This is a genomic window from Tidjanibacter massiliensis (assembly GCF_900104605.1).
In the GTDB taxonomy this organism is placed as follows: domain Bacteria; phylum Bacteroidota; class Bacteroidia; order Bacteroidales; family Rikenellaceae; genus Tidjanibacter; species Tidjanibacter inops.
Map to the genome: position 1 here is coordinate 674,609 of NZ_LT629960.1, position 24,039 is coordinate 698,647.

General features: G+C 54.3%; 25 protein-coding genes and 1 tRNA gene. 15 read left to right on the plus strand and 11 right to left on the minus strand.

The window, feature by feature from the left end; all coding sequences use genetic code 11:
* Position 1 precedes the first annotated feature (1 nt).
* From BQ5361_RS03885 to ychF, 5 genes are all read right to left on the minus strand, one after another.
* The gene (locus BQ5361_RS03885; RefSeq protein ID WP_022063534.1) at positions 2 to 1,093 is read right to left on the minus strand and encodes a 3-methyl-2-oxobutanoate dehydrogenase subunit VorB; all 1,092 of its coding nucleotides are present in this window, start codon (positions 1,091 to 1,093) and stop codon (positions 2 to 4) included.
* A 3-nt stretch (positions 1,094 to 1,096) separates the two neighbouring features.
* Positions 1,097 to 1,324 (minus strand): 4Fe-4S dicluster domain-containing protein, encoded by a 228-nt coding sequence (locus BQ5361_RS03890; protein WP_022063535.1) that lies wholly within the window; start codon positions 1,322 to 1,324, stop codon positions 1,097 to 1,099.
* 297 nt (positions 1,325 to 1,621) lie between these two features.
* A complete protein-coding gene (gltX, locus tag BQ5361_RS03895; protein WP_035473238.1) occupies positions 1,622 to 3,160 on the minus strand; it encodes a glutamate--tRNA ligase in 1,539 nt (512 codons plus the stop codon).
* Positions 3,161 to 3,212: 52 nt separating this feature from the next.
* Positions 3,213 to 3,938: an SIMPL domain-containing protein gene (locus BQ5361_RS03900; protein ID WP_022063537.1), complete on the minus strand. Its 726-nt coding sequence runs from the start codon at positions 3,936 to 3,938 to the stop codon at positions 3,213 to 3,215.
* 111 nt (positions 3,939 to 4,049) lie between these two features.
* Positions 4,050 to 5,150, minus strand: coding sequence for a redox-regulated ATPase YchF (gene ychF / locus BQ5361_RS03905; protein WP_022063538.1), 1,101 nt, complete (start codon positions 5,148 to 5,150; stop codon positions 4,050 to 4,052).
* A 400-nt stretch (positions 5,151 to 5,550) separates the two neighbouring features.
* Here ychF and BQ5361_RS03910 point away from each other — a divergent pair, with 400 nt between their 5' ends.
* From BQ5361_RS03910 to BQ5361_RS03930, 5 genes are read left to right on the plus strand one after another with little or no spacing between them, the layout of a single operon-like run.
* Positions 5,551 to 6,360 (plus strand): hypothetical protein, encoded by an 810-nt coding sequence (locus tag BQ5361_RS03910; RefSeq protein ID WP_035473241.1) that lies wholly within the window; start codon positions 5,551 to 5,553, stop codon positions 6,358 to 6,360.
* Between the two features lie 9 nt (positions 6,361 to 6,369).
* Positions 6,370 to 7,080, plus strand: coding sequence for a 16S rRNA (cytidine(1402)-2'-O)-methyltransferase (gene rsmI / locus BQ5361_RS03915; RefSeq protein ID WP_035473243.1), 711 nt, complete (start codon positions 6,370 to 6,372; stop codon positions 7,078 to 7,080).
* 9 nt (positions 7,081 to 7,089) lie between these two features.
* Positions 7,090 to 8,481 carry a DUF389 domain-containing protein gene (locus BQ5361_RS03920; RefSeq protein ID WP_022063542.1) on the plus strand — a complete coding sequence of 464 codons (1,392 nt, stop codon included), beginning with the start codon at positions 7,090 to 7,092 and terminating at the stop codon, positions 8,479 to 8,481.
* Positions 8,462 to 9,424, plus strand: coding sequence for a lysophospholipid acyltransferase family protein (locus BQ5361_RS03925; RefSeq protein ID WP_161940424.1), 963 nt, complete (start codon positions 8,462 to 8,464; stop codon positions 9,422 to 9,424). Before BQ5361_RS03920 ends, BQ5361_RS03925 begins: the two co-directional genes overlap by 20 nt.
* Positions 9,412 to 10,422 carry a glycosyltransferase family 2 protein gene (locus BQ5361_RS03930; RefSeq protein WP_035473247.1) on the plus strand — a complete coding sequence of 337 codons (1,011 nt, stop codon included), beginning with the start codon at positions 9,412 to 9,414 and terminating at the stop codon, positions 10,420 to 10,422. Before BQ5361_RS03925 ends, BQ5361_RS03930 begins: the two co-directional genes overlap by 13 nt.
* Before the next feature lie 37 nt (positions 10,423 to 10,459).
* On the opposite strand, the gene BQ5361_RS03935 is transcribed toward BQ5361_RS03930, so the two are convergent.
* From BQ5361_RS03935 to BQ5361_RS03945, 3 genes are all read right to left on the minus strand, one after another.
* The gene (locus BQ5361_RS03935; protein ID WP_035473249.1) at positions 10,460 to 10,984 is read right to left on the minus strand and encodes a hypothetical protein; all 525 of its coding nucleotides are present in this window, start codon (positions 10,982 to 10,984) and stop codon (positions 10,460 to 10,462) included.
* A gap of 61 nt (positions 10,985 to 11,045) precedes the next feature.
* Entirely contained in the window at positions 11,046 to 11,588 is a 543-nt protein-coding gene (locus tag BQ5361_RS03940; protein WP_035473251.1) for a GNAT family N-acetyltransferase, read from the minus strand.
* Positions 11,589 to 11,682: 94 nt separating this feature from the next.
* Positions 11,683 to 11,753: transfer RNA gene (locus tag BQ5361_RS03945), tRNA-Gln, on the minus strand.
* A gap of 219 nt (positions 11,754 to 11,972) precedes the next feature.
* Between BQ5361_RS03945 and BQ5361_RS03950 the strand changes: the two genes are divergently transcribed.
* Complete coding sequence (locus BQ5361_RS03950; protein ID WP_035473253.1) at positions 11,973 to 12,842, plus strand: patatin-like phospholipase family protein; 870 nt, start codon at positions 11,973 to 11,975, stop codon at positions 12,840 to 12,842.
* Positions 12,839 to 13,957 (plus strand): MGDG synthase family glycosyltransferase, encoded by a 1,119-nt coding sequence (locus BQ5361_RS03955; protein ID WP_035473255.1) that lies wholly within the window; start codon positions 12,839 to 12,841, stop codon positions 13,955 to 13,957. Before BQ5361_RS03950 ends, BQ5361_RS03955 begins: the two co-directional genes overlap by 4 nt.
* Before the next feature lie 57 nt (positions 13,958 to 14,014).
* Here BQ5361_RS03955 and BQ5361_RS03960 read toward each other — a convergent pair whose 3' ends face one another.
* Complete coding sequence (locus BQ5361_RS03960; RefSeq protein ID WP_035473257.1) at positions 14,015 to 15,991, minus strand: TonB-dependent receptor; 1,977 nt, start codon at positions 15,989 to 15,991, stop codon at positions 14,015 to 14,017.
* 264 nt (positions 15,992 to 16,255) lie between these two features.
* On the opposite strand from BQ5361_RS03960, the gene BQ5361_RS03965 reads away from it, so the two are divergent.
* From BQ5361_RS03965 to BQ5361_RS03980, 4 genes are read left to right on the plus strand one after another with little or no spacing between them, the layout of a single operon-like run.
* Complete coding sequence (locus BQ5361_RS03965) at positions 16,256 to 17,146, plus strand: CsgG/HfaB family protein (protein ID WP_022063550.1); 891 nt, start codon at positions 16,256 to 16,258, stop codon at positions 17,144 to 17,146.
* A 10-nt stretch (positions 17,147 to 17,156) separates the two neighbouring features.
* Positions 17,157 to 17,504 (plus strand): hypothetical protein, encoded by a 348-nt coding sequence (locus BQ5361_RS03970; protein WP_022063551.1) that lies wholly within the window; start codon positions 17,157 to 17,159, stop codon positions 17,502 to 17,504.
* Complete coding sequence (locus tag BQ5361_RS03975; RefSeq protein WP_022063552.1) at positions 17,501 to 17,851, plus strand: DUF4810 domain-containing protein; 351 nt, start codon at positions 17,501 to 17,503, stop codon at positions 17,849 to 17,851. Before BQ5361_RS03970 ends, BQ5361_RS03975 begins: the two co-directional genes overlap by 4 nt.
* Positions 17,848 to 18,516 carry a GNA1162 family protein gene (locus tag BQ5361_RS03980; protein WP_052131054.1) on the plus strand — a complete coding sequence of 223 codons (669 nt, stop codon included), beginning with the start codon at positions 17,848 to 17,850 and terminating at the stop codon, positions 18,514 to 18,516. The genes BQ5361_RS03975 and BQ5361_RS03980 overlap by 4 nt, the downstream gene beginning before the upstream one ends.
* A gap of 319 nt (positions 18,517 to 18,835) precedes the next feature.
* Here the strand turns inward: BQ5361_RS03980 and BQ5361_RS03985 are convergent, their stop codons facing one another.
* Complete coding sequence (locus BQ5361_RS03985; RefSeq protein ID WP_257526626.1) at positions 18,836 to 20,017, minus strand: iron-containing alcohol dehydrogenase; 1,182 nt, start codon at positions 20,015 to 20,017, stop codon at positions 18,836 to 18,838.
* A 184-nt stretch (positions 20,018 to 20,201) separates the two neighbouring features.
* Here BQ5361_RS03985 and BQ5361_RS03990 point away from each other — a divergent pair, with 184 nt between their 5' ends.
* Positions 20,202 to 21,101 carry a helix-turn-helix domain-containing protein gene (locus BQ5361_RS03990; protein WP_035473370.1) on the plus strand — a complete coding sequence of 300 codons (900 nt, stop codon included), beginning with the start codon at positions 20,202 to 20,204 and terminating at the stop codon, positions 21,099 to 21,101.
* A 57-nt stretch (positions 21,102 to 21,158) separates the two neighbouring features.
* On the opposite strand, the gene BQ5361_RS03995 is transcribed toward BQ5361_RS03990, so the two are convergent.
* A complete protein-coding gene (locus BQ5361_RS03995; protein ID WP_035473260.1) occupies positions 21,159 to 21,890 on the minus strand; it encodes a YebC/PmpR family DNA-binding transcriptional regulator in 732 nt (243 codons plus the stop codon).
* A gap of 110 nt (positions 21,891 to 22,000) precedes the next feature.
* On the opposite strand from BQ5361_RS03995, the gene BQ5361_RS04000 reads away from it, so the two are divergent.
* The 3 genes from BQ5361_RS04000 (at position 22,001) to BQ5361_RS04010 (ending at position 24,033) form a co-directional block, all read left to right on the plus strand.
* Positions 22,001 to 22,564: an L-threonylcarbamoyladenylate synthase gene (locus BQ5361_RS04000; protein WP_035473262.1), complete on the plus strand. Its 564-nt coding sequence runs from the start codon at positions 22,001 to 22,003 to the stop codon at positions 22,562 to 22,564.
* A gap of 4 nt (positions 22,565 to 22,568) precedes the next feature.
* Positions 22,569 to 22,982 (plus strand): acyl-CoA thioesterase, encoded by a 414-nt coding sequence (locus tag BQ5361_RS04005; RefSeq protein ID WP_022063558.1) that lies wholly within the window; start codon positions 22,569 to 22,571, stop codon positions 22,980 to 22,982.
* A gap of 148 nt (positions 22,983 to 23,130) precedes the next feature.
* Positions 23,131 to 24,033, plus strand: coding sequence for a DNA adenine methylase (locus BQ5361_RS04010; RefSeq protein WP_052131055.1), 903 nt, complete (start codon positions 23,131 to 23,133; stop codon positions 24,031 to 24,033).
* The last annotated feature ends 6 nt before the right edge of the window (positions 24,034 to 24,039 follow it).

The following is a 24,039-nucleotide window of genomic DNA, read 5'->3' on the forward strand; positions in this document are numbered from 1 at the left end:
TTTACTTGTTTATTATTTTCGTTAACAATGCCTCGTAAACTTGGTCGGGCGAGAATACGGCACCGCCGCTGCGGCCGTAGTGCTCTACGGGAGCCTGGCCGTTTACTGCGAGGCGTACATCCTCTACCATCTGTCCGTGGTTGAGCTCTGCCGAGAGGAAACCCTTTACCCCCCTTGCGGCGAGGTCGTGGAGCACCTTGGACGGGAACGGATAAAGGGTGATGGGACGAACGAGACCTACCTTGTAGCCTGCTTCGCGGGCCATCTCTACGGTCATCCGGCAGATACGTGCCGCGGAACCGAATGCTACGATAATGTAATCGGCATCCTCAGTCATGAACTCCTCGTAACGTACCTCGTTCTCGCGTATCTTTGCATACTTGGCGATGAGCTTCTCGTTGAACCTCTCCTGTGCATACGGGTCGAGTTCGAGCGACGTGATGACGTGTTCTTTCCTGTCTGCCGTTTTGCCGGTCAGTGCCCAATCGCCGTCCTGGGCGATGATTTCTTCTGCGGTACGGCGCGGACGCTGGTCGGCCAGTACCACCTTCTCCATCATCTGTCCGATGACACCGTCGGAAAGAATCATTACCGGGTTGCGGTATTTGAACGCCAGGTCGAATGCGTCGAATACGAAGTCGTGCATCTCCTGTACGGAGTTCGGAGCCAGTACGATAAGGTGGAAGTCACCGTGTGCGCCGCCCTTGGTAGCCTGGAAATAGTCGCTCTGGGAGGGCTGTATCGTACCCAGACCGGGGCCGCCGCGCGTAACGTTGATGACCACACAGGGCAGTTCGGCACCTGCAATGTAGCTGAAGCCTTCGCTCATGAGGCTGACACCGGGGCTCGACGAGGAGGTCAGTACCCTTTTGCCCGTGCTGGCCGCACCGTACACCATGTTGATTGCCGACACTTCGCTTTCAGCCTGAAGAACGACCATTCCGGTAGTCTCCCACGGTTTGAGTTCCATGAGCGTCTCCATTACCTCCGACTGGGGGGTGATAGGATAGCCGAAATAGCCATCGGCGCCGCAACGTATCGCCGCTTCGGCGAGCACTTCGTTGCCTTTCATCAATCTTACCTCTTTCTTCATCGCTTACTCGAATTTTTGTCTGTAAACTGTAATGACGCTGTCCGGGCACATGATAGCGCAGCTTGCGCAGCCGATGCAGTCATCCGGGTTAGCCATATAACTGTAGTTGTAACCTTTGCCGTTCACGTGCGGCGAAAGGGCCAGCACATTGTTCGGACATGAAGGCACGCACACGCCGCAACCTTTGCAGCGTTCGATGTCTACAATGATAGTTCCTTTGATTTTAGCCATAATATATTATGATTTGTTAAGCCATGGGCTATTTTGCTTACAAATATATATACTTATTTTGTAACTAAAAATAGGTACACACGTTTTTTTTAGCATGAATTGCAAATTGCCTGTATGAGGGGCGACAATCGCTTCCGGAGGGGGCCGGAAGGGGGGGCGGCATCCGGCATAACCGTACCTCCGACGGGGGCATACCGACATAAGGGGAGGGGGCTACGGAGATGTCGTAACAAAAAACACCATCCCCGCGAACTGCCGGGAAAAGAGGGCTCGCGGGGACGATTTGAAAGGATGGTATTATCGGTCGGTCCGCGGGATATTGGCCAATGCGTAGTCGAGCCGGCGGAGCGTCTCCTCCTTGCCGAGGACTTCGCACATCTCGTACATCGAGAAGCCTTTGCTTTCTCCTACGATGGCCAGGCGGAAAGCATTCATGATTTGCCCCATCTTGTAGCCATGTTCCTCTATCCAGGCGTGACAGACGGTCTCCATATTTCGGTTCGTAAAGTCGTCGATACCGGCCAGTACCTCCCGCAGTCCTGCGACGGATTCCGGGTTCTCTCCTTTCCAATATTTTTCCGCCACTTTGGCATCGAACGACACGGGCGCGCGGAACAGAAAGTAGGAGAGTTCCCAGAAATCGCTGACGAAAGCAGCTCGTCCTTTGATGTACCCTGCGATGCGTGCCGCCTTCTCGAAAGGTATCTCCACGCCGTGCTCACGCAACAGCGGGAGGTAGGCTTCGGCCAATTCGTCGTTGTCGCGTACGTGCATGTACTGTGCATTGAACCAACGCGCCTTGTCGGGATTGAACCGTGCCCCGGCCTTGCTGACGCGTTCCAGCGAAAAGTCGGCAATCAGTTCGTCCATCGAAAACAGCTCCTGCTCGGTCCCCGGATTCCAGCCCAACAGCGCGAGCATGTTGATGAACGCTTCGGGAAAGTAGCCGTCTTCGCGGTAGCCGCGCGACACCTCCCCCGTAGGCGATTTCCATTCGAGCGGAAAGACGGGAAATCCCATCTTGTCTCCGTCCCGTTTACTCAACTTGCCCTGCCCGGTAGGTTTCAGCAGCAGAGGCAGATGCGCGAACTCGGGCTGCGTATCCGTCCATCCGAACGCCCTGTAAAGCAGATAGTGAAGAGGCAGGGAAGGGAGCCACTCTTCTCCGCGTATCACGTGCGATATCTCCATCAGGTGGTCATCCACGATGTTGGCCAGATGATAGGTAGGCAGCCGGTCAGCCGATTTATAGAGCACTTTGTCGTCCAGCGTAGAGGTGTTCACCGTTACCTCGCCGCGGATAAGGTCGTGCATATGCACCTCCTCGTTTTCGGGCATCATGAAGCGGATGACCCATTGGTCGCCTCGTTCGATACGCGCGCGCACTTCCTCGTCGGTCATGGCCAGCGAGGTCGCCAACCGGCCTCGTACCTTATAATTATATGCGAAAGCGTCGCCCCGCTGTTCCGCTTCCGTACGCAGGGCATCCAAAGCCTCCGGAGTATCGAAGGCATAGTAGGCATTGCCTGACTCGACCAGCCGCAGGGCGTATTGCAGATAGATTTCCTTTCTTTCGCTTTGCCGGTAGGGTCCGTGCGGACCGCCTTCGCGTACCCCTTCGTCGGCCCGGATACCGCACCACTGCAAGGCATCGAATATGTACTCCTCCGCTCCCGGCACGTAACGGTGCGAGTCGGTATCCTCGATGCGGATGATGAAGTCGCCGCCGGCCCGGCGTGCGAACAGATAGTTGTACAATGCCGTTCGGACACCACCCATATGCAGGGGGCCTGTCGGACTCGGCGCGAAACGAACCCTTACCCGTCTCTTCGTCATTTGTATATCGCTTTTATGTAACTGTAATTATTTTTGTCTCCCGAGCCGCGCCTTACCTTATATTATATTCGAGACGCATGGTGATGCGGGCTTTCTTGTTTTTGCTCGAAGTATTGAAGTTGCCTCCGGCGGAGAACTCTTCATTGGTATTGGCCCCCGTTATCTGAAACACACCCATGCGTGCGGTCTTGAGCTTGCGCAGTTTCGCGCCCGATTTCGCCGCTATCTTTTCGGCACGGGCTTTCGCGTCGACGGTGGACTTTTCGATTAACTCCAGTTTCAGGTCATCCAGCTTACTGTAATAATAATCAGGCTGAGAGGACTCGAGCTGTACGCCTTGTGCCAACAGAGCGGATATCTCGCGCGATATGTTCTCCACCGCTTCCACGTCGGTGCTTTCCACGGTGAACTGCTGCCGCAGGGTATAGCCCGTAAAACGCTGGCCGACATAGTTGCCGTTCTGGTAAATAGGTTCGGTATTCTTGTAGGAATCCACGAACATGAATACGATATCATCCGGTGCAATGCCCTTCTGCATAATGAAATCCTGTACCTTGCGCTTGTTTACTTCAAGCTGGGCATAGCCGTCGGTTATCGAGGGGTTGTCCACTACTATCCATCCGCGCCAAACGATAAGGTCCGACACGAACTCTTCCTCTCCAAGTCCGGTTACCACAATGGTATTCTGCTCCTTGTACTTATACTTGTACGCTCCCCCGAGGATGAATGCGCAGACGATAATGGCCGCACAGATGACGATTGCCGTGTTTGTTTTCATAAGGATATGAGTTTTAGGTTAAACCAAACAGTTGTCTCCATTCCGATTCAATGCTTCCCGAGGGAACGGAATGCCGGCAGCAGGAAGCCGAAAAATGCCTTCGGATGCGTTTTATACGTTGAACAGAAAGTGCATGATGTCGCCGTCCTGTACTACATATTCTTTTCCCTCTATCGCTATCTTGCCTGCCTCCCGGCATGCTTTTTCCGAACCGAGTGCGATGTAATCGTCGTACTTGATTACTTCTGCACGGATAAAGCCCCGCTCGAAGTCAGTATGGATAATTCCAGCTGCCTGAGGTGCTTTCGTTCCTTTGGTAAAGGTCCATGCCCGCGATTCGTCCGGCCCCGTGGTGAAATAGGTCTGCAGGTCGAGCAGTCGGTAGGCCGCTTTGATAAGCCTGCTGACCCCCGATTCTTTCAGTCCTACGTCGGCAAGAAATGCCTCCCGTTCCTCGAAACTCTCCAGCTCCGCGATGTCGGCTTCGGTAGCCGCCGCAACAATCAACAGCTCCGCATTCTCGTCGCGTATGGCTTCGCGCACGGCCTCCACGTAGGCATTGCCCGATACGGCGCTCGCTTCGTCCACATTGCATACGTACAGTACCGGCTTGTCGGTCAATAGATTGAGGTCGGAAACCGTTTTCCGTTCCTCTTTGTCGAGTTCGACCGTGCGGGCCGCCTTGCCCGATTCGAGCGCTTCCTTATATTTGACTAATACCTCGTACTGCCGTTTGGCGTTCTTGTCGCCGCCCGTCTGCGCCTGTTTCTGAACCTTCGCCAGACGGCTGTCTACCGTTTCGAGGTCTTTTATCATCAGCTCCGTGTCGATAATCTCCTTGTCTCTTACAGGATTCACCGAGCCGTCCACATGGGTGATGTTGCCGTTGTCGAAGCACCGGAGCACATGGATGATGGCATCCGTATTCCGGATGTTGGCAAGGAACTTGTTGCCGAGCCCCTCTCCTTTCGACGCCCCTTTCACGAGTCCCGCAATATCTACTATCTCTATCGTTGTGGGAATCACTTTCTTCGGATTGTCTATACGGGCGAGTTCCACCAGCCGTTCGTCCGGGACGGTAATGACTCCCACATTGGGTTCTATCGTGCAGAATGGGAAATTGGCCGCCTGAGCCTTCGCATTGGAGAGGCAGTTGAACAGCGTCGATTTGCCGACGTTGGGCAGACCGACTATCCCGCATTGTAACGCCATGTTTTGAATGTTTGTATTGTTTCGGAGTACAAATATAGTGAAATTATATTCGCTGAAATACGAAAGTGCATGTCGGTCCAAAAGCCGGTGCACGCTTGCGAAGCAATTCATTTGAAGCGAATACAGGAAAATCCATTCAATGGAAACCGAAAACGGCCGGCGGATGACAGCCCGGTCCGCGGTCGCGGACGTGATGCGGTGATAAAGATTGTCGAGGTCGGGCAGGAGGGGGCTGCGGTAAAAAAACGTCCTTCCGAGACGATATTGTTCATCCGCATGCACGGAATTTCCCGTCGCACGTTTGTAATATACCGCCGGCTGCCGTATCTTTGAAAGATAAAAATGCCGATGTCCGCATTTGCGGAAGGGGTGAGAACCAAGATAATATATTCGTGAAGATATGAACCATACAGTTGCGGAGGAGGACCTGAAAGTCATTTCGGGCTTGTTGGAAGAGTGGAGGAAAACAGGCCGTCTTGGCGGGTTGGAGTATGACCTCCTGTTAGATAAAATAAAGAGCCTCTACGAAACGGTGAGGTTCGGCGGCGGACAGCATGACGAATCCACGCCCTGTCGGGAAGCCGCCTCGGTCGGTTCACGTGAACCGGAACCGTCTGTTTCTGCCGGGGTGTTTCCGTTGGAATCGACCGAGGCGCATACGGCTGCATACCAGCGTCCCGGCGGCACAACCGTCCGCGCCCTGTATGACGACGGAGAGGGGATGGCGCACATCGAGACCGTCCACCGCTATTTCGTCACGGAGCCCGTCGCTGCGGAAAACTTGCAAGGAGCTGCGGAAGGAACGGACGACCGCGCAGAAGCACTTCCGACCGTACCGCGCGAAGCCGACACGCCCGACTGCGGCAGTAATCTTTCCGATACCCGACGTCCGGTTTTGGGCGAAGTCATGGGGACGGGTGTCCGCACATTCGCCGATACGCTGAATGCTCCCGTAGCGGATGTCGCGTCCGTGCTGGGACACGAAAAGGCCGGCTCATTACGCCGGATGATAGGACTGAACGACCGCTATATGTTCATACGCGACCTGTTCGGCGGGGATGCGGACGCCTACGAGGAAGCCTTGTCGCGTCTCGACGGCTTCACCTCGATAGAAGACGCCATGCTCTTCATACACGACCGCTACGGGTGGAACAGTTCCAGCGAAGCAGCTCTTCTGCTCTCCGATATGCTGGCCAGAAAACTGTTGTAACGCTGCGTCATGGGTAAACTTTACATTGTCCCTACGCCGATAGGGAATCTGGAAGATATCACGCTGCGCGCTGTGCGCGTGTTGAAAGAGGCCGATGTCGTACTGGCAGAAGATACGCGCACGACGGCCGTATTGCTGAAACATCTCGGCATAGAGAAGCGTATGTTCGCCCACCACAAATTCAACGAACACGCCGCCGTGGAGTCGGTTGCCGCCCGCATCGAAAGCGGCGAGACAATCGCTCTCGTCTCCGATGCGGGGACACCGGGCATTTCCGACCCCGGTTTCCTGCTCGTGCGCACCTGCATCGCGCACGGCGTGGAGGTGGAGACGCTTCCCGGAGCTACGGCTTTTGTTCCTGCACTGATACAGAGCGGGTTCCCGGCAGACCGTTTCTGTTTCGAGGGATTCCTTCCGCAGAAGAAGGGGCGAAACAAACGATTGGAACAACTGAAAGAGGAGACGCGTACCATAATATTCTACGAATCGCCCTACCGGGTAGTGAAAACATTGGAACAGCTCGCAGTGCTGTTCGGGCCGGAACGGCCCGTATCGGTCTCCCGCGAATTGACCAAAAAGTTCGAGGAAACGGTCAGGGGAAGGCTGGACGAAGTGGCTGCCCATTTCAGGGAGCACGAACCGAAAGGGGAATTCGTCATCGTTCTTGCCGGCCGGCAGGCCACACGGGCCGCGGAAAATGAAGGTATCGACGACAAATGATTGGAAGCCATGAAAGAAGAGGATAAAAAAAGGAAAAAAAGAGTTTACAAGACACTGATAGGACGTTTTTTCGGTAACGTGCGTGACCGCTTCGACCTCGGCGAGGACAATGCAACGCAGGCGGAGGTGGAAGCGAGCATCTACAAAGGAGTGGAGTTCCGCGGGACGAACCTGTGGGTGCTCATCTGCGCCACGTTCATCGCCTCGCTCGGACTGAACGTAAACTCCACGGCGGTCATCATCGGTGCGATGCTGATATCCCCGCTCATGGGCCCGATAATGGGCATCGGACTCTCCATCGGGATAAACGATTTCCAACTGCTGAAAAAATCGCTTCGCAACTTCCTGTGGATGTTTGTAGTGAGCATTATCACCTCGACCGTTTATTTCCTTATATCGCCGTATAGCAGCGCTCAGAGCGAACTGCTGGCGCGAACGAGTCCCACGACCTACGACGTGCTTATCGCCTTTTTCGGCGGCGTCGCGGGTATGCTGGCCCAAACGCGCCGCGACCGTACCGGAACCGTCATATCCGGCGTGGCGATAGCCACCGCACTCATGCCCCCGCTCTGTACCGCGGGATTCGGCATCGCGTCCGGCGAAATCATGTATGTACTTGGTGCCTTCTACCTGTTCATCATCAATACGGTATTCATCGCCCTGGCCTCCTATCTCATGGTGATTTTTCTGAAATATGAGAAAAAGACGGCACTCGACCAGGCGGCCAGCAAGCGGATGAGACGTTATGTCATTCTCTTTTCCGTCATCATTCTCGTGCCGAGTATGATACTTACTGTCAATATCCTGCGTAAAACGCAGTTTGAAGCCAACGTAGACAGGTACGTGACGAACGTCTTCCAGTTCAACAAGACGATGCTCGTTGATTACGACGTCCGCTACCGGTACGAAGGCAGGCAGTCGGCCGTGGAGGTACGCCTCGTCGGCGAACCGCTGTCGCACAACGTAATAGAGAATGCCAGCGCCCAGATGGCCTATTACGGCCTGGAAAACACCGAACTGATAGTCCGGCAGGCGGATGAGAACGAACGCATCGATTTCTCCAAAATACAGCACAGTTATGCGGAAATCATAGACGAGAAGAACCGCACCATCGCCCGGCTGGAAGAGAGGCTCGCATCCGTGCAGCCGGCGGATACCGTTGCCGCCGGAGATATTTCGCGCGAAATGGCGCACGTCGCCGACCATGTGGGACGGGTATCGATGTCGAAACACATATTCTACGACGTACAGGGTGTCCCGACCGACACCGCTCTCGTGGTGACCGTCCGGCCGGACAGCCTCTCGCAGGGAGCAGTGGAGTACGACCGGATAGAGGGATGGCTGCGCACGAGGCTGAAAACCGATAATGTTATCGTTTACATTGAAGAAGGGGAGGAATGACATAACCGCAGGCGCAAGTCGGACGCAAAAGGCCGCTTATTACGCCTTGTACTACCTGCTGAAGGCCGTGGGACTGTTGCCGGCATGGTTTCTCTACTATCCGCTGGCAGGGGTGTGCTACCTGCTCTTGTACTATCTTTTCCGGTACAGACTGCAGGTGACGCGGGACAACTTGCAAAACGCTTTCCCCGAAAAGAGCAGAGAGGAGTTGCGCCGTATCGAACGGCGGTTCTACAGACATTTGGCTGAAGTATTCATTGATACGATAGACCTGACAAGCATTAGCCGCAGGCAGTTGCGTCGCCGAATGATGATAAAGGACGAAGCCGTCCACCGAAAGGAGGTGGAGGGGAAGGACTGGATTGCAGGCATGTCGCACTACGGCTCATGGGAATATTTCATTGCCTATGCCCTTGGCGACGGAGAGGGCCGGGAAACCATCGGAGTGTACAAAACGCTCCATAACCGGGTGATGGACATGCTTTACCGCAGCATCCGGTCGCGAATGGGCATGGAACCCGTCCCCATGTCGGTCATCCTGCGCCATGTAGTCCGCGACCGGCAGCAAGGTATCCGGATGGGGATAGGTCTCATCGCCGACCAGGCGCCTCCGTGGTTCCATCGGGACTACTGGTACGACTTTCTCGGTCAACCGACTTCGTTTTACGATGGGTTGGAAAACATGGCTTTGCGCTTCGGCATGCCGGTCTATTTCGTACACATCGACAAGATACGGCGGGCACACTATACGGCCCGTTTTGAACTCATTTACGACGGGCAGGAGAGGGTAGCGCCGCACGAGATTACGAAGCGGTATGCCGCGAAACTCGAAGCGATGATACGGCAGCGGCCGGAGTTGTGGCTCTGGTCGCACAGACGCTGGAAACATAAGCCCACTCCAGAAGAACTCGAAAAACAAAGGGAGGAGGAATGTCCGAGGTAAAGGTCGTCATACTTAACTGGAACGGCTATGCGCATCTGCGTACCTTCCTGCCGTCGGTACTGCGCGATACGCCGGAAAAGGTGGGGGTTGTCGTGGCCGACAACGGCTCTACGGACGGTTCGGCAGAGATGCTCCGTGCGGAGTTTCCCCGCGTGGAAGTGCTCCTGCTCGACAGGAACTACGGTTATGCGGGCGGTTACAATCGGGCCCTGGCATGCATCGAGGCCGACTACTACATTCTGCTCAACTCGGATGTAGAGACCTCTCCGGGTTGGTGCGAACCGCTGATAGCCGCACTGGATGCCGACCCGCGGCTTGCCGCCGTCCAGCCGAAGCTGCGTGCCTATGGCCGGCGGGAGTATTTCGAATACGCCGGTGCATGCGGCGGATTCATCGATGCGTTCGGCTATCCGTTCTGCCGGGGCAGGATACTGTTTACCACGGAGCGGGACGAGGGGCAATATGATACTTTCCGTTCCTGTTTTTGGGCCTCAGGAGCCTGCATGGCCTGCCGCCGGGAAATGTTTACCCGCGTCGGAGGGTTCGATGAGGAGTTTTTCGCTCATATGGAGGAGATAGACTTGTGTTGGCGGGCACAGCTTGTCGGATACCGGATAGCCGTAGAACCGGCGAGCGTCGTTTATCATTTAGGCGGAGGGACGCTGCCGAATGATTCGCCCCGTAAAATTTACCTGAATTACCGGAATAACCTGTGGATGCTCTACAAAAATCTGCCTGCGGGCAGGTTATGGTTCACCGTTCCGTTGCGCATGGCGATAGACGGAGCGTCGGCTCTCGTATATCTCGCACAGGGACGGACGGATGCGTTCCGGCAAGTGTGGCGGGCACACATGGATTTTTACAGGAACTTGAAAGTGCTGCACACGAAACGCAAAAAGATACAGGGGGAGGCACAAGCCCGTCCCTGCGGTATATACGGTAAATCCATCGTGCTCCGTTACTGCATGGGGCGCAAGGTATTCGGCGACATGATGTGACCGCTCCCGCGTCGCTTCTCCCGGCTCGGTTCCGACCTTATTCTCCTTCCGGCTGCAGGGTCGTCGAAAGCGCGAACAGATAGGGCCTGATATCGGCCGCATACTCTCCCTGGACGGTTACGGCCGGCCGGCCCTCCGCAGAGGTTGCCGTACTGAGGATGTAGCAGTCCGTGCCGTCTTCCGTTACATGGTCGAATATGTGTACGTATTTGGGAAATACGATGCAGGTGAACGTACTCTTCTTTCTTTCGGTAGGGAAACTCGCTACGAACGGTACCGACAGCAAGGTTTTGTCGGTCGTTCCCAGTATGATGCCTACGTTGTTAATCAGCGGGCTGTGCGTATCCATGATAAAACCGCGGCACGCTTGCGAAACGACCTCTCCGTCGCGAAAATAGGATATCCTGACCTCTACGATGTCCGACGGATTGCCGTTGTCCTGTTCCGCCTTCTCATGCGTCTCGGCCAGAAGCGAGTGCAGCCTGCCTTCGGCCGTGTTATCATGGCTGCCGCATCCCCACAGCAAAACGACTGTCGCTGCTATCAAGAAAACTCTTTTCATCCCGTACTTTTCTGTTTTTCGTTTTCAGGCCCGCCGCCTTTTCTGCCGTAATCTTCATCCGTCAGTCGGCATATTCCCAGATGACTTCCCGCATGAACTCCGTAAATCCGGAGAATTCTTTCTCGGTCGCAAGGCGGCCGTGGCTCATGAGCACCAATTCGTGCGGACAGGCATCGGTACCTTTACGGTAGGAAGGGTGGATGTAATTGTACGGATTGCGAACGAATCCGAGCCGTTCGTAAAAATGAAGGCGCCGTACGGCCATTTCCTCCTGCGGAGGTTCGATTTCGAGAATGACGAGTTTGCCGGGATAGAGTTCCAGCAACCGTTCCACGACCCCGGACCCGATGTTTCGTCCGCGCATGGCGGGATTCACCGCCAGGAACTCCACATAGACCATGCCGGCATACAGCCAGTAAAACACGAGAGCCATCACTTCGCCCTCATCGTCCAGCATCACCTTGCTCCGGGCACGACAGTCGGCAAACGCTTGCTCCTGTGCGGTAAGGCTGCGCCGTTCATGCGCCGGAAAACTCTCTTCGTACAGTCGCCATACCTTTTCGCGCACCGCGCCGGAAGTATCCTTGAAATCCACTATCCGCATCTCGTTTCGTCTTTAAGTCTTCCGCAAAGATAGAGAATAATTGCCGTAAAAAAGAGACCCTGCCGGCAGATGTGGCGGCAGGGTCGGGAAGAAGTTGAGCCATCGGGATTCGAACCCAAAATGACAGAACCAAAATCTGCAGTGTTACCATTACACCATGGCTCAGTTCCGTTACCGGACGACAAATGTAGCAATAAAAAATTAAAAATGAAGCATAAAATCACAGAGAGCTGTCCCGTATGCCGATTTGCTCTCCGCACCCGTATCGTTTTTCTGCAAACGGCGTACCTTGCGGAGAAATATGAAAAGATTTCCGTATTTTTGATTTTCGGATTACGGTAACGGCCGTCCGGAATATTGGCGCAGATTCGATTGCGGATAAAGATGAAGAGAGTGGCTTTAGTTCTGTCCAGCGGCGGTGCGCGGGGGTTCGCGCATATCGGAGCGATAGAGGAGTTGCAGGAACGGGGATATGAGATTGCATCCGTGGCCGGGACCTCGATGGGAGCCCTGATAGGCGGCATGTTCGCTGCGGGTAAACTCGAACAGGTGAAGGAGCGTGCGTTCGCCCTGGACCGGAAACGGATGCTCGCGCTGGCCGATATCTCCATGGGCCCGGACCATCTTGTGAAAGGGGAGAAAGTGATGGGAATTTTAAGGGAAATCATGCCGGATATTCCCATCGAAACGCTTCCCGTTCCATTCTGTGCGGTGGCGACAGACTTGGCCGACAACAGCGAAGTCGTGTACGATTCGGGAAGTCTGTACGAAGCCATCCGGGCCTCTATCTCCATTCCCGCATTTTTCAAGCCGCAAAGGAACGGAGAGATGCTCCTTATCGACGGCGGCGTTCTCAATCCGCTGCCGCTGAACAGGGTGACACGCAGCGACGGCGACCTGCTCGTGTCCGTCAATGTGAGCGCACACAGCGATATGCGGCTCGAACACCTCCGGGAAACCCGCAAACGGAACCGGACATCGGCCGGCCGGCTGCCTGCGCTGGGGAGGCTGCCCGATGAGAATTTCTATTCCGTGCTGAGCAAAACTTTCGTCATGATGCTCCAGCGCAATGCGGAACTGACGGCACAGCTCTATCCGCCCGACATACGGGTAGATATCCCCATGAACCGATTCGGAGGATGCGATTACGACAAGGCGGCCCGAATCTCTTCGGAAGGGCGCCGCCGGATGCGGGAGGCACTCGAACTATACGAAAAAACGCATAATATCCACTCATCTTCCTCACCCGCATGAAACTGCTGATTCTCTCCTGTTCCACCGGCGAAGGACACAACTCTGCCGGCAAAGCACTTCTCGAATACCTCGAGGAAAATGGGGTGGCGTGCGAAATGACAGACCCCCTCTCGCTCGTGACCTCTCCCGTGTCGCAGATGGTATCGGACGTTTATCTCTTTTCCACCCGCAGGAACCTCTTCAAGACGGTGTACAGGATGGGAGAAACGGTCAGTACCGGTCTTTCGCTCCAGTCGCCTGTCTATATGGCCAACAAGCTCTATGCGAAACGGCTGTACGATTACATCGTCGACAACGGTTTCGACACGGTGGTCTGTACGCATCTTTTCCCGGCCGAAGCCCTGACCGCACTGAAACGAGCAGGACGACTGGACCGGAAAACCGTATTCGTCATGACGGACTATACGTGTATCCCCTTTACGCGGGAGACCGATTTGGATTATTATATCGTCCCTCACGAACACCTGGTCGAGGAGTGTGTCCAAAAGGGACTGCGAAGAGAACGGCTCTTTCCGTTCGGGATTCCGGTACGCCGGGCCTTCCGCGAGCGCATTGCGAAAAGAGAGGCGAGAGTGGCATGTGCGGCGGCCTTCGACAGCGGAGCCGATATGACCGCGAAATGGTTCCTCGTTGCCTCCGGAAGCATGGGGTTCGGCAGTTCGGCCGACCTGATTCGTGAGATTCTGTCGCGCTGCGGAAAAGGTGCCGAGGTCTTCATGGTCTGCGGCAACAACGCGAAACTGCAAACCGTTCTGAAGGCGGAGTTCGGTCGTTTCGACAACATACACCTGTTGGGATTCACTGACCGGATGTCCCTGCTGATGGATGCCTGCGACGTGCTTTTTACGAAACCGGGCGGTCTGTCGAGTACAGAAGCGGCGGTCAAAAACATCCCCATCGTGCATACGGCTCCCATTCCCGGATGCGAAACGCGGAATGCGGAATTTTTCCATTATCACGGCATGTCTTACAGCTCTCTGGAGGTGAAGCAGCAGGTAACCGTTGCGCTTCGGCTTTGCAATGACGATGCGTACCGGCAACGTATGTGCGACAGTCAGCGAACGAACGCCAACGGAGATGCGTGTCGCCGGATACTTGAACTGTTACGCCGATAAACGATATATCCGCCGAATACAAGGAGGGCGCACCGCGGTGCGCCCTCCTTGTCAAAGTCAAATGGTCAAAACGACGCCTGCGGTTATCCAGCGTGGCGGCTGAATCAGTCCCACGAAATCGTAATATTTCGTATCGAGCAGGTTGGTAGCCTCTGCATAGACGGAGAATACGCCCCTGCTCCAACTGAGACGGGCATCCAGCAGCCAATAGGGAGCATAAGCGGTGTCCGGGGTATTGTTGCGGCAGTACCACGATGCCGTCACTTCGGCGGCGAACCCCTTGCCGATATCGATTCCGCACTGTACGGCGGCCTTGTGTTTCATGTAGTCGAGAGCGTATTTGGTGATATGGTCGGCAGCGGCTTTGGATGAAGACATCCAGCCGTAACTCACCGTGATGTGCCGGAGAATCCGCCGGCCACGGTAGGAAGCCTGCATCTCTATCCCGTAGGTATCCAGCTCGGTAAGCTGGGTTGATTTCCATTTCATCCCCTCGGGAGTCTCCGTCTGCACATAGTCGATGATGTCCCGGCCATGGCGGTAATATCCCGAAAGGGCGGCCTGAAAGCGGCCTGCATGGTAGCGCGTTCCCACCCGGTAGGTCATGGCGTGTTCCGGCTTGAGGTCGGGGTTGCCAATGTGGGTGGCATTGGTATAGTATAGGTCCGTAAAGGTCGGGAGGCGCATGGAACGGGTGGCATTGGCGTCGGCGCTCCAGCCTTCCATGATTTGCTGGGTAACGGAGAGGCTCCACGAAGGGAAGGTCCCGTAAGGACTTCCGGCCAGATTCGCCGAACCGGCCAGCGATGTGCCGCCGAGCCGTACCCGATGGCTCAGCCAGCCGTTGAAAATGTTCCGTCCTTTTTCGTGGGTATAAAAAGCGTCCGCTCCCGGCACCCGGATGGGGTGCGTGAGGAGGTCGCCCAGCACGTTGCTGTAGATGTGGTGGTATCGGTAATCCGCTCCGGCCGACGTCTCTCCCGCCGCCCAGCGGAATGCCGCACTGATGCTCGCACCGGCGTTGTCCGTCGTGTGGTAGTTGGGAGTCCATCCTTCGGGAGCCCCTTTGCCTCCGCGGTAAAGCTCGTAACGGTCGTTGTTCTTGCGATAACTTGCATTTGCATTGAGGGTAAACCTGCCGAAACTGCGGTTCCATTTCACCGACGCGAGCGCAGTCTCCGTATGCTCGAACTGGTCGGGGAAAGAGAGTGAGTAGAACCCGTTGGAACCGAAATCCCGTCGCTGATAGCCGGCCTGCATGTCGAACAGTCCGGCTGAAGACGAAGTGTAAGTAATACGCGTGAAAAGATTGGAATTGTTGAAATCGGTATTTTCAATGTATCCGTCACTCCGTCTGACGGAACCGGCGGCCAATACCGAAAGGCCGTTGCGGGTGATGGCTCCGGAGATGTTGGAGTAGAGATAGCCGTAGGCTCCTCCGGAGATTTCCGTCCTCATGTAGTTCGGACGGAGCGGAGTAGTCACCATATTGACCGCTCCCGCGTAGGCCCCGATGCCGGTCAGCCCTTCGATGATGTCTATCGAACCGATGATGTCGATATCGACGGGCAGGCTGTGGCTCTGGTGCCCTGTGCGTGCATCGGTGAAGTCGATGCCGTTGAGAAGGACCATGGTCTGGTCGTAAGTTCCTCCCCGCAGGGAGATGTCCGCCTGTACTCCCTTTCCGCCCCGCTCTCGCACGTCTATCGCGGGATTGAGCCTGAGTACGCCTTCGATAGTCTGCTGAGGCGCGATGCCCAGCGTGTCGCGGCTATACACCGCCGTGGGTGTCACTACACCCCTTGTGGGATTCAGTCTTTCGGCCGTTACCTGCAACGCCTCGATTTCCATTTCGCGTAGCAGCCTCACCGTGTCGGGCTGTGCCGACGCGCTTTTGGCGTTGAGCGTGATGATGGACATCGACAGGGAGAGCACGCCTATCTTCACCACTTTGCCGAGTGAAGCGAACGCGCCGTATCCCTTGCGTGACCAGCGAGTGAAACACCTTACCCCACTTTTAGAACGTTTCTTCATGATTGAAAAGTTTTTAAAAGTGATTGGCCGGAATATCCGGCGGGCCAAAGGTAAATCAATTCCGAATTTCCCGCAAAAGCCGTAGCGGGCACGAATTACGATACCCAAAACCGGACGGAATGGATTCCGTCCCGAAGACTTTTGCGTATATTTGCTTCGAACGAATCGTTTCGCAACCGTACATCGGTCGTTTGAACCGGCATGCACTTGCGTATTTCAACGAATATATTTCCTATCTTTGTATCCATAAAATCGTTACATTCTATGAAGATAAGACGAATCACGGCGGTCGTATTGGCACTTTTCGCCTTAACCGCGACCTTTACTGCCGAAGGACAGGAAAAAAGCCTGAAACGGAAAGTGGCTATCGGACGTTTCTCCAACGAGACCCAGTATGCCAAAAGTATTTTTTACGACAAGGACAACGACCCGATGGGGAAACAGGCTTCCGACCTGCTGTCCGCACGCCTGGCTGCATCGGATAAGTTCCTGTTGATTGAGCGGCAGGATTACGATAAAATCGTCGAAGAGCTCAATACCGGCAACGGACTGTCAAACAGTATCGGTGCCGATTACCTCATCATCGGTTCCATTACCGAATTCGGCCGCAAGACGGTCGGCACGCAAAAGTTGTTCTCAAGCAGCAAAGAACAGATTGTGGAAGCGACCGTCAGCATCCGGCTCGTGGATGTGGCGACCGGCATGATTGTCTTCAGCGGCGAGGCGCAGGGACAGGCATCCACGGAAGACAAACAGGTGTTGGGGCTCGGGAGCACCGCCGACTACGATGCCACGCTGTCCGACAAGGCCATTTCGGCCGCGATAAGCAAACTGGTGGAAAACATCATCAACAAATGTATGGACAATCCGTGGCGGGCCTACCTGCTCAGCTATGACGACGGCGTCTATTTCGTGTCGGGCGGTGCGAGTCAGGGAATAGCGGCAGGCGACCGGTTCGCAGTCGTGGAACGGGGCAAACAGGTGAAAAATCCGCAGACTGGACTGCTGGTGGAACTGCCCGGGAAAACGGTCGGGGAGATTCGGATTGACCAGACGCTGGGTTCGACCGTAGCGGACGAAATCTCCATGGCGACCCTGACCGACGGAGAACTCGACAACGAAACGCTGGAAAAATATTATATAACCGAAATGTAATCGAGCCGATATGAAAAGCAATTGGATTGTCGTCCTGTGCCTGCTGGCCTGCCTTATGTTGCCGTCGTGCGGCCCCCACATGTACAAGACCATGTCGTCCGGTACGGACGATGTCGCTTACGTGATAGTGATTAAGGAGAACACCGACAGAACGTCGTACGACGACGTGCAGCTTGTCATCGACGGCAGCACTTGCTTCTACGGCAAGGTGTATAAGCAGAAGGCCAAACGCAAGGCACCCGTCGTCACGGTGAAGCCGGGCAAACATAACCTGCGCGTGGTTATAGACGGAATCGTGCATGCGGATGAAACCGTTTTCCTTGGATTGCAGGAAACCAAAACGGTGCTGATACGATGAAACGTTGCCGCTTACCGTTCGCCGTCGGTGCCGTGGCGGTCGTATGCGCATCCTGCTCGTCCAACTCCCAGCTATACAACTGGAAAGGATACGAACAGGCGGTATATGCCTATACGCAGACGCCGGACGAACAAAACCTCGAAAAATTGTTGACGGTGTACGACCGGTTGCTCCATGCGCCTGGTGGTGTCCGGATGGTTCCACCGCCGGGAGTGTGTGCGGATTACGGATATCTGTTGCTGATGAACGGAAAAACGGACGAGGGGAAAGCCCTGCTCGAACAGGAAACGGTTTTGTATCCTGAATCCAAAAAGTTTATCGACAGGATTCTAAAGCGTTTTGAATGATGAAAAAGTTCCTGTGGGCCCTTGTTGCAGGGGGATTGTTGTCTTCCTGCTCTACGGTCAGCGTTACGAAATCGCAGCGTTACCCTCAGGTATATGCCGAACGGCCCGTTTCGATTCTGGTGATGCCGCCCATCAACCGCAGTACGAAAGTAGATGCCAAGGCGCTGTTTTACAGCTCGCTGATTGTGCCGTTGAGCCAACGGGGTTATTATGTGTTTCCGCCGCTGCTGACCATGGAAATCCTCAAGGAGGAAAGTGCCTATGATGCGGAGATGTTCGAGGAGAGCTCCATGCAGCCGGTCGGTCGTCTGTTCGGAGTGGATGCAGTTCTCTTTACCACCATCCATGAATGGACGAAAACGACGATTGCCGCACAAGTACAAGTAACGGTAGAATATACGCTGCGCTCTGCAAAAACGGACGCAATCCTGTTTCACCGGAAAGGAACGGTGATTTATAACCCCAATACGAGCAGCGGCAGCGTACTCTTAAACATGTTGGGCGATATGTTGTCTGCTGCTTTGACAAAGGAGATAGAGCTCGGCCGCCAATGCAACGAAGAGGCCATCGGCGATATGCCTGCCGGGGGATACAGCCCCGTGTTCGGTCAGGACGGTAACGAAAATGCGGGAAGCGAGGAGTTCAGCGCCTCCTTCTTTCGATGAAAAACAGTTCGGGGAACTTTCTTCAAGGTTCCCCGAACCGTTTTTACGGTATCGTCCTGTAGGTGAACAGAAATGTCATCACAGACAATGAAAAGAATACGGGAATGATGAACATTCCCGTATTTCGTTAATTTCATGAAACATGACATATCTCATATTATGCTCTGCTTCATGCGTGTTACAGCCCGCCGCTTTCGAGCAGCAAGCCCGCCGCGAATTTGCGGCGTTCCGAAACCGGACAGGTTACAGGACTACTGCATGTTCTTGCCGTTCCTGAACCGATGACGACGAAGAGGCGGCAGCGTCGGTCATGCTTCCCTTACTTGTACGACGCTTCGTAAATGGCGACGCAGTCGTCTATACTGAGCTCCGAACGGTCGTTGGCGAACAGTCCGCCCATCGTATCGTAAGCATTGAAGGCCATCTTCCGAAACTCTTCCGGTTTGATACCGTAATCCGACATCCGCAGGCCATCTACTCCACATGCATGCTGCAGGTTCATAAGCGCCGTAATGAAATCCTCCGGAGCCGATGTTCCGGTCATGCCCATGGCTTGCGCCAACCGTACGAAACGGTCGTCGCAGACGTGCTTTCCGATGAAATGGGAAAAGTATGCCCGGCTTATCATTATCAGTCCCGCCCCGTGCGGCAAATCCTGATGGAAGGCCGACATGGCATGTTCGAGAGAGTGCTGGCTCGTTGTTCCGCTGACGTGCATCACGATACCCGAAAGGGTATTGCCGAAGGCCACGCGGGTACGTGCCTCCAGGTCGTCGCCGTGCTCTACGGCACTGGGAAGAGCTGCCGTCACGTGTTCCACAGCCGTGAGGGCGAGCATGTCGGACATGAGGTTCGCTTGTCCGGACAGATAGCTCTCCACACTGTGAAACAGTGCATCGAACCCCTGGTATGCAGTGAACCGGGGTGGAACGGTAACCATCAGTTCGGGGTCCACAATGGCCAGAACGGGAAACGAGTCGTCGGTTCCGAACCCGATTTTTTCATGCGTCTCCTCGTTGGTAATGACTCCCCAGGGGTCTGCCTCTGACCCCGTACCCGCCGTAGTCGTAATAGCGACGACAGGAAGCGGTTTATGCTTCAACGGCAAGCCCTTTCCCGTGCCGGCCGGAACATAGTCCCAATAGTCTCCGTCGTTCGTCGCCATGAACGATATGGCTTTCGACGCGTCCATAACACTGCCGCCGCCGAGCGCCACGATAAAGTCGCAGCCATTTTCCCGGGCGAACGACGCGCCGGCCATTACGGTCGATTTCAGCGGATTCGCTTCGATACGGTCGAAAATCACCGTGGCCACACCGGCATTCTGCAGTTGGTTGACCGTTCTCGACAGGTAGCCGGAGGCTTTCGTGGAACGTCCGTTTGAAATCACGACCAAAGCCTTTCTACCCGGCAACGCCTGTTTGTGAAGGTCGTTCAGCCGACCTGCCCCGAAGAGTATCCGCGTAGGACAGAAAAATCCAAAATCCATTTTTGCTTCCATGATATATCGCAGTTTAAAAGTCGGTACTTTTTCCGTACGGTGCAAAATTACCGGCACAGACTTCCCCCGGCATTATATGGATTACGGATTGTATTACCACTATTCCGGATATACATTCCCGCATATTGCCGAACGGAAGAAAAGGGATACCTTTGCATGGTACGATACCAATAACAAAACCGTTATGGAAGAGATAATGCAACTCGACAACGTTTTCCAGTACAACGAACTGCTACACTGCGAAACGCTTCATCCGCTCGTCAATGTCATAGATTTCTCGACATGCACCCCGGCAGAGCATATCCGTTTTTGTCTCGGCTTCTATGCTGTATTCCTCAAGGACGTGAAATGCGGCGACATACAGTACGGACGGAGCACGTACGATTACCAGGAAGGAACGCTCGTATTCATCGCTCCGGGACAGTGCGTCGGCATCACCCGGCGCGGGGAGATGTTTCAGCCCAAAGGATGGGCCTTGCTGTTCCACCCCGACTTCATCCGGGGAACGCAGCTCGGTCGCAACATTCGGAATTACACCTTCTTTTCATACGCTGTCAATGAAGCCCTCCATCTTTCTCAACAGGAGCGCGGTACGATTGTCGACTGTCTGCACAACATCCGGGCCGAGCTGCAGCACCCGATAGACCGGCACAGCCGCACGCTGATAATAAACAACATCGAAATGTTTCTGAACTACTGCATCCGTTTTTACGACCGACAGTTCGTCACGCGCAGCGAAATTGCCAACAAGGACATCCTGTCGCGTTTCGAGGAGATTCTGAACGGCTACTTCCGTTCGGACAGGCCACAGACCATAGGGCTGCCGACGGTACAGTACTGCGCCCGAGAACTGCATCTGTCTCCCAACTATTTTGGCGACCTGATTAAAAAGGAGACGGGCAAGACGGCGCAGGAACACATCCAGCTCTACGTGATAGATACCGCCAAAGAACGGATAGCCGACCGGGGACTTTCGATAAGCGAGATAGCCTACGACCTGGGATTCAAATATCCGGCCCATTTCACCCGGCTTTTCAAAAACGTGGTGGGATGTACCCCGAACGAATACAGGGCGACGTGCTAAGGGGAAAAAGGGAACGGAAGTCGATGACTTCCGTTCTCGTTTTCGATTGTATCATGCCTATTCAGCCTCCTCTTCCTCCTTCATGTTGTGGAAGACATTCACTACGTCGTCGTCTTCTTCCAACTTCTCGATGAGTTTGTGGACCGATTGCCGCTGCTCCTCCGGAAGTTCCTTGGTGTCGGTCGGAATACGGATGAATTCGCCGCTCGTTATCTCCATGCCGTGCCCCTCGAGGTAGGCCTGTATCTGACCGTAGGATTCGAACGGGCCGTAAATATTGATTTGATTCTCGTCGTCCACGAACACTTCGTCCACTTCGAAATCGATAAGGTCGAGTTCAAGCTGGTCGAGGTCGATATCCTCCTTGTAAGGGGTCTTGAAGATGGCCTTGTGGACAAACATGAAACTTACGCTTCCGCTCGTTCCAAGCGCACCTCCCATCTTGTTGAAATAACTCCGGACATTGGCTACCGTCCGGGTGGGATTGTCGGTCGCGGTTTCGACGAGGATGGCGATGCCATGAGGACCGTATCCTTCGTAGACCATCTCCTTGTAGTCGGACGTATCTTTCGAAATAGCCCTTTTGATGGCCCTCTCGATATTGTCTTTCGGCATGTTCTCCGCCTTGGCATTCTGGATGAGCAACCTCAGACGGGTATTGCTCGCGGGGTCGGGGCCGGCCTGTTGTACCGATACCTCTATGGCTTTTCCTATCTTGGTAAATGTCCGCGCCATGTGGCCCCAGCGTTTCAGCTTCGTGGCCTTACGATATTCGAATGCCCTTCCCATGTGTATTGCAAGTCTGTTATTGAGTTGTTTTTTCAGGAACACAAAAGTATAACCTTTTCGATAAAAAGACAAAAAAACGGCTTACTTTTGCAAATGCAAAATCCGAAGGCATGAAGGAGGAAATAGAGAGGGCCGTGGAGGTGCTGCGCAGGGGAGGTATCATTCTTTACCCGACCGATACGGTATGGGGAATAGGCTGCGATGCAACCGACGAGACTGCGGTGGAGAGGGTCTATCAACTGAAACGTTCCTGCAACAAGAAGGGCATGATTGTGCTGACAGAGAGCATCGACCGCGTGGGATGCTACTTCAGAAACGTCCCGGCCGTAGCTTGGGATCTGCTCGAATGTGCAGACAAGCCGCTGACACTCATCCTACCAGGAGCCTGCGGCGTGGCGAAAAATCTGGTGCCGGAGGAGGGAACGCTTGCAGTCCGCGTCCCCAACCACGCATTCTGCCGGAACCTGCTGCACCGATTCGGCCGGCCGCTGGTATCGACCTCGGCGAACATCTCCGGCGAGGCTACCCCGAAAGGGTTCGGCGATATTGCCGAAGAGATACGTGCGGGTGTCGATTACACGGTCGATATCCGCTGCGAAGGCGCTCCCACCCGCAAGGCATCCTCCATCATCATGCTCGGAGAGGATGGAGAAGTGAAAATCATCAGAGAATAAGCCTATGGGCAAATACATCGAAAGCGATATACAGATACGGTTCGCCGACGCGGACAGCCTCGGCCATATCAACAACGTGAATCTGCAGCACTATTTCGACGTCGGAAAGATGGAATTCTACGAAAAAGTGCTCGGCAAGACCATCGACCCCGACGCGGAGAGCCTGATACTCGTATCTATACACACCAACTACCACCGCCAGAGCAGGCTCCATTCGCAACTCGTCGTACGGACGTGGGTGGAGAAGATAGGCAATTCGAGCGTGACCATCTTCCAGCACCTTATCGACCGCGCCGACGGCGGCATCAATGCCGATTGCCGTTCGGTCGCCGTCGGCTACGACTTTCTCCGACAGGAGTCCTTTCCGCTGAAAAAGGAGTGGCGTGCGAAAATGGAAGAGTATCTGCGGCAGGAGTAATGTTTCGACACATTGTCGGGATTGTTATTGGTTCACCTGTATGCAAATTTCAGGCCTTCGGCCGGCAGAGTTTCATATTGAGTATGAACTTCATCCAAGCAAGTTGTATCGACCATGATACCGACTTAGAACTTTGACAGCAAAAACGATGAAACAATATCCCGCCAAACCGTTTGTAAAATGGGCCGGAGGCAAAGGCCAGCTGTTGACAACATTGGGCCAGGCATTACCCGAGACGTTCTGCAACATAGAAGATGCTGTCTATATCGAACCTTTTGTCGGGGGAGGGGCTATGCTCTTCTTTATGTTGCAAAACTTCGGCAATATCAAAAAAGCCGTTATCAGTGACGTAAACACCAATTTAATCAAAGCATACGAAGTAATCAAGGACACTCCCGAACGTCTTGTCGGCATCCTATCGAAAATTCAGGATACATATTGGAAAATCCCGGAAACAGATAAACGGAAAGAGTTCTATCTCGACATACGCCAAAAGTTCAATCAGGGCGGGCTGTCCGATATCGATAATACGGCATATTTTATTTTTTTAAACAGAACCTGTTTCAACGGTTTGTACCGCGTAAACTCCAAAGGTCAGTTCAATGTTCCTTTCGGCAAGTATACCAACCCTACCATTTGTGATGAACGAACTATTTATGCGGACAGTCTTTTGCTGCAAAAGGTAGAGGTACTGTACGGCGATTTTGAACAGACTGAAAAATTCGCAATTGCGGATAATACATTCATATATTGCGACCCGCCGTACCGGCCCCTGACAGCTACGGCCAATTTCAGCGCCTATTCTGTACAATCATTTTCCGATGCGGACCAGATACGTCTGAAAAAATACGCCGACAGATTGTCTCTGAAACATTGCTTCCTGATGCTGAGTAATGCCGATTGTCGGGAATGGAATCCAGAAGATAACTTCCTGGATGAACTGTATCGCGAATACCACATCAACCGCATCCAGGCCGTTCGTTGTATTAATGCCAACGCAGCGAAACGAGGTAAATTACCGGAACTACTTATCAGGAATTATCAGGATTGATTTTTA

What these genes read in the sequence shown, in the direction of transcription:
- BQ5361_RS03885 (WP_022063534.1), bottom strand. Translation starts at nt 1,093, where the DNA reads ATGAAGAAAGAGGTAAGATTGATGAAAGGCAACGAAGTGCTCGCCGAA.
- BQ5361_RS03890 (WP_022063535.1), bottom strand. Translation starts at nt 1,324, where the DNA reads ATGGCTAAAATCAAAGGAACTATCATTGTAGACATCGAACGCTGCAAA.
- gltX (WP_035473238.1), bottom strand. Translation starts at nt 3,160, where the DNA reads ATGACGAAGAGACGGGTAAGGGTTCGTTTCGCGCCGAGTCCGACAGGC.
- BQ5361_RS03900 (WP_022063537.1), bottom strand. Translation starts at nt 3,938, where the DNA reads ATGAAAACAAACACGGCAATCGTCATCTGTGCGGCCATTATCGTCTGC.
- ychF (WP_022063538.1), bottom strand. Translation starts at nt 5,150, where the DNA reads ATGGCGTTACAATGCGGGATAGTCGGTCTGCCCAACGTCGGCAAATCG.
- BQ5361_RS03910 (WP_035473241.1), top strand. Translation starts at nt 5,551, where the DNA reads ATGAACCATACAGTTGCGGAGGAGGACCTGAAAGTCATTTCGGGCTTG.
- rsmI (WP_035473243.1), top strand. Translation starts at nt 6,370, where the DNA reads ATGGGTAAACTTTACATTGTCCCTACGCCGATAGGGAATCTGGAAGAT.
- BQ5361_RS03920 (WP_022063542.1), top strand. Translation starts at nt 7,090, where the DNA reads ATGAAAGAAGAGGATAAAAAAAGGAAAAAAAGAGTTTACAAGACACTG.
- BQ5361_RS03930 (WP_035473247.1), top strand. Translation starts at nt 9,412, where the DNA reads ATGTCCGAGGTAAAGGTCGTCATACTTAACTGGAACGGCTATGCGCAT.
- BQ5361_RS03935 (WP_035473249.1), bottom strand. Translation starts at nt 10,984, where the DNA reads ATGAAAAGAGTTTTCTTGATAGCAGCGACAGTCGTTTTGCTGTGGGGA.
- BQ5361_RS03940 (WP_035473251.1), bottom strand. Translation starts at nt 11,588, where the DNA reads ATGCGGATAGTGGATTTCAAGGATACTTCCGGCGCGGTGCGCGAAAAG.
- BQ5361_RS03950 (WP_035473253.1), top strand. Translation starts at nt 11,973, where the DNA reads ATGAAGAGAGTGGCTTTAGTTCTGTCCAGCGGCGGTGCGCGGGGGTTC.
- BQ5361_RS03955 (WP_035473255.1), top strand. Translation starts at nt 12,839, where the DNA reads ATGAAACTGCTGATTCTCTCCTGTTCCACCGGCGAAGGACACAACTCT.
- BQ5361_RS03960 (WP_035473257.1), bottom strand. Translation starts at nt 15,991, where the DNA reads ATGAAGAAACGTTCTAAAAGTGGGGTAAGGTGTTTCACTCGCTGGTCA.
- BQ5361_RS03965 (WP_022063550.1), top strand. Translation starts at nt 16,256, where the DNA reads ATGAAGATAAGACGAATCACGGCGGTCGTATTGGCACTTTTCGCCTTA.
- BQ5361_RS03970 (WP_022063551.1), top strand. Translation starts at nt 17,157, where the DNA reads ATGAAAAGCAATTGGATTGTCGTCCTGTGCCTGCTGGCCTGCCTTATG.
- BQ5361_RS03975 (WP_022063552.1), top strand. Translation starts at nt 17,501, where the DNA reads ATGAAACGTTGCCGCTTACCGTTCGCCGTCGGTGCCGTGGCGGTCGTA.
- BQ5361_RS03980 (WP_052131054.1), top strand. Translation starts at nt 17,848, where the DNA reads ATGATGAAAAAGTTCCTGTGGGCCCTTGTTGCAGGGGGATTGTTGTCT.
- BQ5361_RS03985 (WP_257526626.1), bottom strand. Translation starts at nt 20,017, where the DNA reads ATGGAAGCAAAAATGGATTTTGGATTTTTCTGTCCTACGCGGATACTC.
- BQ5361_RS03990 (WP_035473370.1), top strand. Translation starts at nt 20,202, where the DNA reads ATGGAAGAGATAATGCAACTCGACAACGTTTTCCAGTACAACGAACTG.
- BQ5361_RS03995 (WP_035473260.1), bottom strand. Translation starts at nt 21,890, where the DNA reads ATGGGAAGGGCATTCGAATATCGTAAGGCCACGAAGCTGAAACGCTGG.
- BQ5361_RS04000 (WP_035473262.1), top strand. Translation starts at nt 22,001, where the DNA reads ATGAAGGAGGAAATAGAGAGGGCCGTGGAGGTGCTGCGCAGGGGAGGT.
- BQ5361_RS04005 (WP_022063558.1), top strand. Translation starts at nt 22,569, where the DNA reads ATGGGCAAATACATCGAAAGCGATATACAGATACGGTTCGCCGACGCG.
- BQ5361_RS04010 (WP_052131055.1), top strand. Translation starts at nt 23,131, where the DNA reads ATGAAACAATATCCCGCCAAACCGTTTGTAAAATGGGCCGGAGGCAAA.